9 protein-coding genes and 1 pseudogene are annotated in these 12867 nt (G+C 65.9%); 9 read left to right on the plus strand and 1 reads right to left on the minus strand.

Annotated features, from left to right (window positions below):
• Positions 1–115: 115 nt before the first annotated feature.
• The 9 genes from AX685_RS01115 (at position 116) to AX685_RS21335 (ending at position 12041) form a co-directional block, all read left to right on the plus strand.
• The gene (locus AX685_RS01115) at positions 116–2572 is read left to right on the plus strand and encodes a strawberry notch-like NTP hydrolase domain-containing protein (protein ID WP_066278463.1); all 2457 of its coding nucleotides are present in this window, start codon (positions 116–118) and stop codon (positions 2570–2572) included.
• Between the two features lie 145 nt (positions 2573–2717).
• On the plus strand, positions 2718–4265 hold the full coding sequence (locus tag AX685_RS01120; protein WP_063142273.1) for a tyrosine-type recombinase/integrase: 1548 nt from the start codon (positions 2718–2720) through the stop codon (positions 4263–4265).
• Positions 4259–5173, plus strand: a complete 915-nt coding sequence (locus tag AX685_RS01125) for a tyrosine-type recombinase/integrase (protein ID WP_063142271.1) — start codon at positions 4259–4261, stop codon at positions 5171–5173. The genes AX685_RS01120 and AX685_RS01125 overlap by 7 nt, the downstream gene beginning before the upstream one ends.
• Complete coding sequence (locus AX685_RS01130) at positions 5170–6174, plus strand: tyrosine-type recombinase/integrase (RefSeq protein ID WP_063142269.1); 1005 nt, start codon at positions 5170–5172, stop codon at positions 6172–6174. The genes AX685_RS01125 and AX685_RS01130 overlap by 4 nt, the downstream gene beginning before the upstream one ends.
• A 156-nt stretch (positions 6175–6330) precedes the next feature.
• Positions 6331–8055 carry a strawberry notch C-terminal domain-containing protein gene (locus AX685_RS01135; RefSeq protein WP_050811008.1) on the plus strand — a complete coding sequence of 575 codons (1725 nt, stop codon included), beginning with the start codon at positions 6331–6333 and terminating at the stop codon, positions 8053–8055.
• Between the two features lie 164 nt (positions 8056–8219).
• Positions 8220–10268 (plus strand): ParB/RepB/Spo0J family partition protein, encoded by a 2049-nt coding sequence (locus tag AX685_RS01140; RefSeq protein WP_066278458.1) that lies wholly within the window; start codon positions 8220–8222, stop codon positions 10266–10268.
• 125 nt (positions 10269–10393) lie between these two features.
• Positions 10394–11332 (plus strand): ArdC family protein, encoded by a 939-nt coding sequence (locus tag AX685_RS01145; RefSeq protein ID WP_062126480.1) that lies wholly within the window; start codon positions 10394–10396, stop codon positions 11330–11332.
• 15 nt (positions 11333–11347) lie between these two features.
• Positions 11348–11839: a hypothetical protein gene (locus AX685_RS01150; RefSeq protein ID WP_016510938.1), complete on the plus strand. Its 492-nt coding sequence runs from the start codon at positions 11348–11350 to the stop codon at positions 11837–11839.
• 40 nt (positions 11840–11879) lie between these two features.
• On the plus strand, positions 11880–12041 hold the full coding sequence (locus tag AX685_RS21335) for a DUF7673 family protein (RefSeq protein ID WP_156445589.1): 162 nt from the start codon (positions 11880–11882) through the stop codon (positions 12039–12041).
• A gap of 192 nt (positions 12042–12233) precedes the next feature.
• On the opposite strand, the pseudogene AX685_RS20750 reads toward AX685_RS21335, so the two are convergent.
• Positions 12234–12867: pseudogene (locus AX685_RS20750) on the minus strand (IS5 family transposase); the annotation flags it as partial.

The following is a 12867-nucleotide window of genomic DNA, read 5'->3' on the forward strand; positions in this document are numbered from 1 at the left end:
GCGCGTCGCATCGCAAGACTATGAAATTTCATCGGATAATTATGAATCAGGCTCTGAGAGGGAAGGGGGGTCGGGGTCGTGAGCTGCACGAGCAGCCACAGACCCGGAGACCCCCATGACCGACCTGTTCGACCCTGCGCCCGCGCGCGCCGACCATGCCACCGCTGCCGCCCGCCTGCTGCTCCCCGCGATCGCCGGCGACGCGAAGATCACCCGAGCGATGCTCAACGACGCGATGATCCGCGCCTATGGCGGCACCGACGCCGATGGTCGCTGGACCCAGCGCGAGAGCTTCGAGGTGCTGGAGCATGCGACCGCGCTGGCGGTATGCGCAGCAGGCACCACGCCGGCGGTCGACGCCGCGATCGGGCTTATGGCGCGCCTTCCTACCCAGACCGTGCGCAGCGAGGAGCAGATCGACTGGCAGCAATTCTCGACCCCGCTCGATCTCGCCACGATCACGGTCATGCTCGCGAACGCACGCGCGGATGACATCGTACTCGAACCGAGCGCCGGCAACGGTCTCCTGGTAGCGGGCCTCCCGCCGATCGCGGCGCTCCAGCTCAACGAGATCGATCCCGCGCGCCGCGAGCGGCTGTCGGCCACCTTCCCGAAAGCCAGCGTTACCGGCCACGACGGCGCGCAGATCGCCAGCGTCATGGCATCCGCGGAGCGCCCCAGCCTCATCCTGATGAACCCGCCCTTCTCGCGCTCGCTCGGCCGCGGTGCCGACGCGCTCGCTGCGGTCCGCCACCTGCAGGCGGCGATCAAGCGTGTGCGGCCTGGCGGGCGCGTCGTCGCGATCATGCCCGACTGGTTCTTCAACTCCGCGCGCATGGGCACGATCTGGTCGACGACGCTGGCGAGCGTCGCGCTGCGCACCTCGATCCGGCTGACCCATGCCTATGGCAAGCACGGCACCGGAGTCGCGGTGCGACTCTATGTCATCGACAAGACGGTGGGTGATACCACGACGGTCACGCTCCAGCGCGGCGCCGTAAGCGACCTGGTCGAGGCGCTGGTCATCCCGCCCCGGCAGGATCTGATCCCGGAGGCCGCCACTCCGGCGCCGGTCAAGCGGGGCGGGGGGCTGTCCCTCCTGCGCAGCGTGAGATCGAAGCCCGCTGCCACCCCGCGCATCTTCCGCGCTCTCGCCAGGAACGAGGTTCTCCCGGTCGGCTACCAGGTACTCGAGACGCCGGCGCCACTCGCCGAGCAGTCCGGCGTCTATCTGCCCTATCGGCCGAGCCGTATCGTGTTCGACGCTGCCGGCGAGCATCCGACCGCGCTGGTGGAATCGATCGCGATGGGCTCGATCCCCGCGCCGATCCCCGTCCATGTTCCGTCGCTGCCCGAACGCACCGTCACCGAACGCCTCCTGTCCTCCTCGCAGCTCGAGACCGTCGTTTACGCCGGCCATGCCTGGACCCAGTATATCCCGGGCCTGAGCAAGCCAGACAAGGAGGGCGTGGGGCTGGTGCTCTCCGACGACGGACGCGCGTACCGCAAGGGCTATTTCCTGGGCGACGGCACCGGGGCAGGGAAGGGGCGGCAGGTCGCGGCCGTCATCCTCGACAACTGGCTGGCGGGTCGTCGCAAGAACATCTGGATCAGCAAGAACGAGGCGCTCCATACCGACGCGATCCGCGACTGGACCGCGCTCGGCGGTCTCGCGGCCGATGTGCAGCCGCTCTCGCGCTGGAAGATCGACGAGCCCGTCACGATGGACGAGGGCGTCCTGTTCGTGACCTATCCGACGCTGCGCTCCAACCGCGGCGACGCCACCCGGCTCGATCAAATCATCGCCTGGGCCGGTGCCGACTTCGACGGCGTCATCGCGTTCGACGAGGCGCATGAGATGGGCGGCGTCGCGGGTGGCGAAGGGTCGATGGGCACCAAGAAGGGCTCGCAGCAGGGCATCGCCGGCGTTCTCCTGCAGAACCACCTGCCCGACGCCCGCGTGCTCTACGCCTCGGCGACCGGCGCGTCGGAGGTGAACAACCTCGCCTATGCCGTGCGGCTCGGCCTGTGGGGGCCGGAGACCGCCTTCGCCAACCGCGAGGCGTTCATCACCCAGATCCGGCAGGGCGGGATCGCGGCGATGGAACTGGTCGCGCGCGATCTCAAGGCGACCGGCCTCTACACCGCGCGCGCGCTGAGCTTCGCCGGGGTCGAATATGACATCCTCCGCCACGAGCTGACGCCTGAACAGATCGCGGTGTACGACACCTATGCCGATGCCTGGGCGATCATCCATCGCGGCCTTGAAAAGGCGCTCGAACTCACCGGCGTCGTCGACGGCAACGAGGGCAAGACGCTCAACTCGGGCGCGAAGGCCGCGGCGCGCTCGCGGTTCGAAAGCTGCAAGCAGCGGTTCTTCGGGGCGCTCCTCCTGTCAGCGAAGCTCCCGACCGTCATCGCGGCGATCGAACAGCATCTGGCGGCCGATCAGTCGGTCGTGCTGCAGCTGGTCAGCACCGCCGAGGCGATCCTCGACCGCCGCCTGGGCGAACTGTCGCCCGACGAGCGCGCCGACCTCGACATCGATCTCTCCCCGCGCGAGTATGTGTAATGTTGAGCTCAACATTACACATATTCTTTGCAGTCGCAGTTTATGTCGAGCGTGGCGGCGGGAGGCGCAGGTTTCCTTCGGTTTTCCATGATTTCACTCCAGATAACTACGGTTCCGTCGACCTCAGCAAGTCGAAGGAGCCAACATGCGAACACGATCATCACTGCCGTTTCGGACTGCCCCGCTCAGGGTCGAAGACCCGCCCAGTCACGGCGCTCTTCTCACCGCATTCCTCTCCTCTCTGTCCCTCGACGAGAAGTCAGGCTGTGCGGTTCTGTATGGCGCGGCGGTCCGCCATTTCCTGCATTGGCTGGAGCGGCATAGGACCGCGATCCGCACGATTGACGATCAGGCTGTCCGGCGGTTCGAGAAGCATCGGTGCCGGTGCCACCGGTATTCGGCGCAGCAAGCGCACTACAAGGCTGACCAAGCAGCAAGGGTCAGGCGCTTCGTCCGGTTCCTGGAAGATCAAGGCTACGTCGAAGTCGACGACGGGATCGACGATCTGCCACGGCACCTCGCTGACTATTCCGATGCGATCGATCGCCTGCAACTCGCCGAGGGCCCGGCGCAGTCCTATCGATCCGAGGCAGAGCATGTCGTGGCCTGGCTTCGTGTTACGCGACGCCAATGGATCGATATCGACGACACGATCATCGACGAGTACGCCGCGCATGATTGCCGATGCCCGGTCTGGCGCAAGCGGGGCCAGTTGGTCGCAACAGGCACCAAGCGGCGGGGGCGATGCGCACGGCACTTCGTCGAGTTCCTGCGAGGCCGGGGCGCCATCCCATTGGTTGAACCGGTGGCGGACGATAACCCGCACATGTCGGCTTACCTGGCATGGCTCAAGCAACACCGCGGCGCCACGGACGAGACGATCCGGCGCTACCGGACCGATATTAGACGGCTGATGCCAATGCTTGGCGAGCCTTCGCTATGGGATGCCGCCGGACTCAGGAGCGCATTCCAGCGACGAAGCAAGGAGACGCCGGGCTCGGTATCGCTGCTCGTCACGATAATGAGGAGCTACATCCGGTTTCTGGTCGTGCGTGGCGAGTGCCGGCCGGCATTGTTGCATGCAGTTCCATCTGTGCAGCGCTACCGCCTTTCGAAGCTGCCGCGCCACGTTGACCCGGCAACGATCGAGAGGATCATTGCGGCCTGTCCAACAGATCGTCCGGTGGAGGTCCGGGACAAGGCCATCATCCTCTTGCTCGCCAGACTTGGGCTGCGCGCTGGTGATATTCAGGACATGCGCCTTGAGGATATCGACTGGCGATCCGGCCACCTGACGGTCAAGGGCAAGACGCGCCGGCCGGACCGCCTGCCGTTGCCGCAGGATGTTGGCGACGCGATCCTGGCATATCTTGCGGCAGCCCGCCCGAAGGCCGTCGAAGAGCATCTGTTCCTGCGCGCACAAGCGCCGTTCCGGCCATTCCGCTCGTCCGCCGAGATCGCCGGCATCGTCGCCCGTACGCGCGACCGCGGTGGGATCGATGGGGTGCCGACCGGGTCGCACATATTCCGGCATTCGCTTGCCACCAACCTGCTGCGAGCGGGCGCAGGCCTGGAGTCCGTCGGGACCATCCTGCGTCACAGCTCGCCCGAGACCACTGCCATCTACGCCAAGGTCGATCTGCCGATGCTCATGAAGATCGCGCAGCCCTGGCCGGGAGAACAGTCATGCTGAACATGCACATTTCCAGATACGTCACGCTCCATCGCAGCTTGGGACGGAAGTTCTCCGAACAGGAACGCTTGCTGCACCTGTACGCCGCCTACGCCGGAGGATTCGGCGACCGACACATCCAAGTCCAGCGGGTCTACGACTGGTGCCACACGGCGAGTTCGCAAAATGTGGCCCGCCGTAGGTTCGACACCGTTCGCAACTTCAGCCGCTTTATCCAAGCCGATGATCCAGTTCACGAGGTTCCGCCTGCCGGTGTCTTCGGCCGGGGCAAGCGGCCACGCCCGACCCCGACCATCATCGAACCGGAACAGGTCCGGGCGATCATGACCGCGGCGTTGGACGTTGCGTCCCAAGACACGATCAGCCCATACACGTACCATTATTTGTTCGGCCTGCTGGCGGCGACAGGTCTCCGGATTTCCGAGGCCCTCGCTCTGCAATGCAACGATCTGGTCGAGGATGGCCTGATCGTCCGCAACGGCAAGTTCGGCAAGCAGCGGCTGATTACCCTGCAGCCATCGACCCGTCAGGCGCTCGAAGCATATCTCGCCACCCGGGCAAGGCTTGGCGCCACGGGCAATGACCTGTTCGTGACCATTCGGGGGAGAGCACCACACAAGGTGCGCGCCCACGTGGTGTTCGTCAGGCTGGCCCGGCAGCTCGGATACCGCGGACCGACCGGAACGGCCGGGATGCGGTTACACGACCTGCGGCACACTTTCGCTGTGCGTTCGCTTGAGTCGTGCCCGCGCGACAGGGAAGCCATCGCACACCACATGGCGACACTCAGCGTCTATCTGGGGCATGCGTCGGTCGCCAACACCTATTGGTATCTCGAGGCCACTCCGGTGCTGCTGCGCGATATCGCTGCCGCCAGCGAGCAACTTTACCGGGGAGAAGCGGCATGACGGCACTCGCTCCGCATCTCTCGATCTACCTGCGTGAACATCTGCCGCGCGAACGTGCTGTCAGTCCGCACACGGTGAAGACCTATGCCAACTGCTTCGTCCTCCTGGTCGAGTTCGCTGCCGATCGGCTGAAGCGTCGGCCGACCGATCTCGAGATCGAGGATCTCGGCACCGACATGATCATGGCCTTCCTTGACCATGTCGAGAACGGTCGCGGCAGCTGTGTTCGGACCCGCAATGGCAGGCTCGCCGCGATCCGGTCCTTCTTCCGCTACATCGAGTATCGTATTCCGGCCTGCCTGGATCAGGCCCTTCGCGTCAGATCGATCCCTACCAAGAAGACCGACAAGGCGCTGATCGACTACCTCGACCGGGCAGAGATCAAGGCTTTGCTCGATGCCCCGGATCCCCGGACACGCCTTGGCACCCGCGATCGCGCAATGCTGCATCTGGCCTATGCTGGCGGGCTGAGGGTGTCGGAACTCGTAACGCTACAACTGCGCGATTTCCCGGACCGCTCCCTGTCCACCGTGCACATCATGGGCAAGGGTCGGCGTGAACGGGTCCTTCCGCTCTGGAAAGAGACCCAGTTCGTATTGCGCGCGTGGCTTGCGATACGGCCCAAAGCGCAAGCTGCCGAGATATTCCTCAATGCCAACGGGCAGCCCATGACCCGCGACGGATTTGCGTTTCGTTTGGCCGAGCACGTCAAGACCGCGGCAACGAAGCAGCCGTCAATCCTTGGAAAGCGCGTAACACCGCACGTGCTGCGCCATTCCTGCGCAATGCACACGCTCGCGGCGACAGGGGACATTCGCAAAGTCGCATTGTGGCTCGGCCATGCCAGCATCCAGAGCACCGAGACCTATTTGCGCGCCGATCCCGAGGAGAAGCTGCAGATTCTCGCGGCGCACGGCGCACCTGCCATCAAGCCCGGGCGCTTCAAGCCGCCATCCGATGCCCTGATCACCATGCTCACCGACGTTCGAAGGCGAGCCTAGCCCGTCTCCGGACACCCCCCTGGCACTCACTTTATCTGGAGTGAAATCATGGAAAACCGAAGGAAACCTGCGCATCCCGCCGCCACGCTCGACGTAAACTGCGACTGCAAAGAAGCCGTGATCGACTATCTGACGCGGGCATTCCCGGTCCAGCAGATGACCTTCTTCCGCGATGACACCGGCGAGGTGCGCTCGCGACCGCTGTTCGACGAGAGCGGCCACCCGGTCACCAACCCCGAAGCCGAAGCCGAGCGCGACAATCTGGTCGAGCAGCTTTGCGCGCTGCCGCCGATCGCGGCCGTGCTCGATGCCATCATCACCCGGTTCGGCACCGAGATGGTCGCCGAGGTGACGGGGCGCACCAAGCGCCTCATCACGGTGAGCGGGGGAGGGCAGAAGCTCGAATCGCGCTCGGCCCGCGCCACGCAGGCCGATTCCGCCGCCTTCATGGAAGGCACCAAGCGCATCCTGGTCTTCTCCGACGCCGGCGGGACCGGGCGGTCTTATCATGCCAGCCTCGATGCGAAGAACCAGCAGCAACGCGCGCATCTGCTCCTGGAGCCGGGCTGGAGGGCCGATCGCGCGATCCAGGGCCTGGGACGTACCCACCGCACGCATCAGGCCTGCTCGCCCCTGTTCCGGCCCGTCACGACCGACTGCAAGGGCGAACTCAGGTTCACCTCGACCATCGCGCGGCGTCTAGACAGCCTCGGCGCTCTGACGCGCGGCCAGCGCCAGACCGGGGGGCAGAATCTGTTCGACCCGGCCGATAATCTCGAAAGCGACTACGCCAAGGCGGCGCTCATCAGCTGGTATCACCTGCTCGTCGCGGGGAAGCTGACCAGCACCAACCTCACCGATTTCCAGCATCGCACCGGCCTGGAACTGCTCGATACCGACGGCGTGTTGAAGGAGGATCTCCCGCCCATCCAGCGCTGGCTCAACCGGTTGCTGGCGCTGCCGATCGGGCTCCAGAACTGCATCTTTGACGAATTCCTGGCGCTGGTCGAGGCACGGGTCGCGGCCGCGCGCGAGGCGGGGACACTCGATGTCGGCGTCGAGACGATGACGGTCGAGACCGCGACCGTGCTCGACGATACGATCCTGCGCACCGACCCGGTCAGCAAGGCGACCTCGCACCTGCTGACGATCGAGGTGACCCGGCGCCGCAACCCCATGTCGCTCGAGCGCGTGCTGCGCATCGCCGATACCGACCAGACCGCCGTGTTCGTGCGCAACGGCAAGTCGGGCAAGGTCGCGCTGCGCACCAACGCGCGCTCCTGGCTGACCGAGGACGGGGTGGCGGTGTCGCGCATCGAACTGATGCGTCCGACCCGGCACGAATATCTCGCACTCGACGATCTCTACGAGACGGCCTGGGAGGAATGCAGCCGCGCACGGTTCGAGGCGGAATGGTCGGCCGAGGTCGACGAGATCCGCGGCAAGCTCGACGTCGAGACGATCCGGCTCGCGACCGGCCTTCTGCTGCCGATCTGGTCGGCGCTGCCGAGCGACCATCTCGTGGTCAACCGCGTGGTCGATGCCGAGGGTCGCTCCTGGCTCGGGCGCATGGTGTTCCCGGGCGACGTGCCGGCGCTGTTCTCGAAGATGGGCCTCGACAGCAACGACGTGCTCAGCCCGGCCGAGGTCGCGCGCGCCGCGATGGAGGGCGGGACGGTCACGATCCGGCGACCGTTCGTGTGCGAGGTGAAGCGCGTACGCGTCAACGCCAAGCCGCGCATCGAGATCAGCGGCGCACCGGCCGACCAGCTCGCGTGGCTCAAGTCGATCGGCTGCTTCACAGAGATCATCGCCTACAAGACGCGCGTCTTCATCCCCGTCGAGACGGCCGATGCGGTTCTCGCAAAGCTGATGGCCTGACCGGCACGATAACAGCCAGCTAGCAGCAAGGTAGCCGCTTGTCGGCGAGCCCCAGTCGCCCTCCCGCCCAAGCGGGAAACGAGAGGGGAGAAGGAGCGGGGAGGGTGTCCGGGTCGGGGGAAACACCCGTGCACCGGACACTTTCCCGCTCATGGAGACGATAGATGACCCAGACCGTCAAACTCGCGAAGCTGAAGCGTTCCGAGAAGAACGTGCGCACCACCCCGCCCAAGAATATCGAGGCGATGGCCGCCAGCATCCGCGCTCGCGGCATCATGCAGAACCTGCTGGTGACCGCCCCCCGCCCGAAGGGCATGTTCGAGATAATCGCCGGCGATCGCCGCTATCTCGGTGCGATGATGCTGGCCGAAGCCGGCGAGATCGTTGCCGCCGACTATGACGTGCCGGTCAAGATCATCACCGGCGACGAGGCGGACCTGCGCGAGGTGTCGCTGACCGAGAATTTCCAGCGCGAGCAGATGACCGTCGCCGAGGAATGCGTCGCGTTCCAGCACTTCCTCAAGACCGACGGTGACGTCGACGCGGTCGCCAAACGGTTTGGCCAGACCCGCCGCTTCATCGAGGGACGGCTGCGCCTCGCCGATCTTGCCGAACCGATCTTCGAAGCCCTGGCCGCGGGCAAGATCTCCTACGAGATGGCCAAGGCCTACGGCTCGACGGCCGACAAGGCCAAGCAGGAGCGCGTGTTCGAGCAGTATGGTCACTCGTCCTACGTCAACGCCGACCAGATCCGTCGCGCGATCGCCAACGACACGATGAAGGCGACGGATCCGATCGCGATCCTGGTCGGTGCCGATGCCTATGTCGCCGCGGGCGGCCGCATCGAGCGCGAACTGTTCAGCGAGGACGGTGACCGCTGGACCGACCCGGAACTCGCGCAGACGCTCGCTGCCTCGCTGATGGAGGCCGAGGCCAAGCGGCTCGGCGAGGAACTGGGCGTCGCATGGGTGCGCCCCGTCGCCACGACCAGCCTCTACGGCATCACGTCCGACCTCCACCGCGTGACGCTGCCGGCAGCGCCGCTGACGGACGAGGAACAGACGCGCTGCGACAAGATCGAGGAGCGCGTGCAGGTCATCGAGAGCGATATGGAGGACGAGGGTATCGATGACGACACCTATGCCGCGCTCGATGCGGAATCGGATCGGCTGCGCGAGGAATATCAGGCGATCCACGACAAGGCGCCCGAGCTGACCGACGAGGTCAAGGGCCAGGTCGGCGTCTTCCTGACGCTCGGCCGCGACGGCAAGATGACGCTCGACACGACCTATTACAGCGAAACGCCGATCCGCCTGCCCGGGGACGATCGGCCGCTGCCGTCGTCGCCGTCGTCGCGTCGCACCGCCGACCTGCCGCCCGAGGCGGTCGCTCCTGGCGGCAAGCCGCTCAGCGCGCGGCTCCATGACGAACTGGCGGTCCAGCGCCGCGACATCCTCGCCGCCTCGATCCTCGGCGATCCGGGGCTCGCGCTCGACTATATGCTGTTCTGCCTCGCCGACCCCAGCCACGGCTACGGCCGCTACGGGACGACGGTTCGGGCAGGGCGTCCGCAGGACCCGCAGATGCCCAAGGATCAGCCCGCCACGCAGGCGCAGGTCGCGATCGCCGAAGCCCGCGAGGGTCTCGACACGTCGTGGACGGAAGGGTCGAACCCGGTCGAGCGGTTCGAGGCGTTCCGCGCGCTCAGCGACGACGCCAAGGCGGCCTGGCTCGCGGTCGTGGTGGCGACCTCGCTCGAGGCCAAGCCCGATTACAGCTCGGTCACCACCAACCCGCTCCATGCGCGGCTCGCCTCGATCCTCGAGATCGAACCCGCCAAATGGTGGCGCCCTACCTCGGCGAACTTCTTCGACCGCGTGTCGAAGGGTACGCTGCTGGCGCTGCTCACCAACGTCGGGGGCGCGCCGCTCGCGGCCCGCTACATGGCCTCGAAGAAGGGCGAGATCTCGACCAGCTGCGAGAAGCTGTTCGCCGGCGAAGCGATCACCGAGGCGGAGACCAAGGACGCGGCGCTGGCCTGGGTGCCCGACGCGATGCGGTTCGATCTCGTGTCGGTCGCCGGTGCCGACGAGGCAATCGACGACGAGCCCGGCGATGAGGGCTTCGACGACGACGACTACGGCGACACCGATGATCTCGGTGCCGACGATGCCGGGATCGACAGCGACGAGGCGCTGATCGCGGCCGAATAGCCCCCCGATACCCCCGGCCCGTTCGTCTCCCGGGCACACCTTGGCGGCTGTCCCTCACCGGGGCGGCCGCCTTCTTTTTACCCGCGGACCGTCACGCGTGGCCCGCGCATCGAGGGAGCTTTCCCATGACCTTTCACCGCAAATCGACTGCGCCACGCCGCGATGTCGCGGCCGAGATCACCAACCTCATAATCGCCAAGCTTGAAGCCGGCGTCCTGCCCTGGTCGCGCCCCTGGGGACTGACCGGGGCAGGGGGGCGACCGCTGCGGCATTGCGGCACGCCCTACACCGGCATCAACGCGCTCTATCTCTGGGCGATCGGCGACGCCCAGGGGTTCTCTGGCCGCAACTGGATGACCTACCGACAGGCGACCGAGTTGGGCGGACAGGTACGGCGCGGCGAGCATGGCGCGCACAGCGTCTATTATTCGACCTTCTCGAAAACCGAGGCGGACCGCGTCACCGGCGAGGCGGCGACGAAGAATATCCGGTTCCTGCGCTCGTACACGGTGTTCAACGTCGATCAGATCGACGGTCTCCCGGCGTATTATTATCCGGTGCCCGCACCGCCCGAACCGCGCATCGAGAGCCGGCACCGCGCCGCGATCGATGCCTTCTTCGGAGGCCTGCCGGCGACCGTGCGGCATGGCGGCGATCAGGCATTCTATTCGCCGATCGGCGACTATATCCAGCTACCGCAGCGCGGCGCGTTTCGCTCGGACGATCATTACGCCAGCACGCTCGCGCACGAATATGTCCATTATTCGGGCGCGCCGCAGCGCCTCAACCGCGAGTTCGGCAAGAAGTTCGGCGACAACGCCTATGCGTTCGAGGAGCTGGTCGCCTGCATCGGCCAGTGTCTGGTGTGCGCCGACCTCAATCTGCCCGGCGAGCTGCACGACAACCACGCCAGCTACGTCGATCATTGGCTGAAGATCCTGAAGGGCGATTCAAGCGCGATCATCAAGGCCGCGGCGAAAGCCGAGCAGGCGGTGACCTGGCTCCATAACGCCGCCGCGGGTGGCGCGCCCGGGATCGACCAACCCGAAGCCCTCGCAGCATGACCTGGAGATCGCACCATGCACATCGAATTGCGCAAGCTGAAGGTGGTCGACGCTTTGTCCGAGGAAACGACCTGCTACTCGGCCGAGATCTGGATCGATGGGCAGCGCGCCTTCCTCGCCTCGAACCGCGGTCATGGCGCCGCGGACGATTACCATGCCGTCGGCAGCGTCACCGAACAGGCGGTCGATGCCTGGCTCGCCGCCAACCGGCCCGTCTCGCGGCTCGGCGACAGCGTCATGCCGCACTGCCTCGAATTCGAGGTGGCGGCGCTCATCACCCGGATCGAGGAGGCGAAGCGGCTGCGCCGGCAATGCCGGACGAAGCTGGTGACGATCGAGGGCGACCAGGTGTTCTGCTATCGGCTCAAGGGCAGGACACCCGCCATCGTGTTCGCCGGCGTGCAACGCCTCACCCCGTCGGCGCGCATGGTCAACGGCGATGACGCCGCGCTCGACGAGGCGGTCGCCGTGATGATCGCCCAGGCCGGGAAGCACGCCCCATCCTGATCGCATGACAGCTTCCACCCGATAGGACAGGATACGCACCATGCAACCGCAACGCCGCCCCCTCATCCGCGCACTCGCCTTCGACGAGGTCGGCGCCGCGATCGGCCGCCTCGTGGATGTCGCCTCGTCCGATACCGGGCAGGCCGCGCGCGTCGCGGACTTCCTGGGGTCACAACACGAAAGTGAATTTTGCGTACGCTAGGAGCGAACGGACAGCGAACGGCGATACTTCGCGAGAAGCAATCCGACCGCTTTCCGGGAGGTAGGTTTGATAGCTGCTACCGTGTCGCGCTGCTGCCTTTCTCGAAAAGGATGGTGTTTTGGGACAGTTACATGCTTACCGCAGTGGCACCCACCAAGCGCGCGATCATGCTTTAAGGTCAGGACTCGTTGATTACAGCCAGAAGATGACGGTGGCAGCGAGGGCGATGGCGGAGAAGAAGACGGTCGGGCAGCGGTCGTAGCGGGTTGCGACGCGGCGCCAGTCCTTGAGGCGGCCGAACATGATCTCGATGCGGTGACGTCGCCGATAGCGGCGCTTGTCGTACCTGACCGGCTCGTTGCGGGACCGCCGCCCTGGGATGCAGGGTTGGATGCCCTTGGCCTGGAGCGCATCCCTGAACCAGTCGGCGTCGTAGCCGCGGTCACCTAGCAGCCACTGAGCCTTCGGCAGGTCGTCCAGCAACGCGGCCGCACCGGTGTAGTCGCTGACCTGCCCGGCGGTCATAAAGAAGCTCAAGGGGCGTCCGTTCGCATCGGCTACGGCATGGAGCTTGGTGTTCATGCCGCCCTTGGTGCGGCCTATCAGGCGGCCAAGGCCCCCCTTTTTACCCGCAGGCTCGATGCCGTGCGGTGCGCCTTCAGGTAGGTGGCGTCGATCATAACCGTCTTCGGCTCGGCGCCTGCCGCCGCCAGCCCTTCCATCATCCGCGTGAACACGCCTGCCTCACCCCGGCGCTTCCACCGGTTGTAGAGCGTCTTGTGTGGCCCATAGGCGCTGGGCGCATCTCGCCAGCGCAGCCCATTGC

The sequence above is a fragment of the Sphingomonas sp. CCH9-F2 genome, assembly GCF_001556735.1.
GTDB classification, from domain to species: Bacteria; Pseudomonadota; Alphaproteobacteria; order Sphingomonadales; family Sphingomonadaceae; genus Sphingomonas; species Sphingomonas ginsenosidimutans.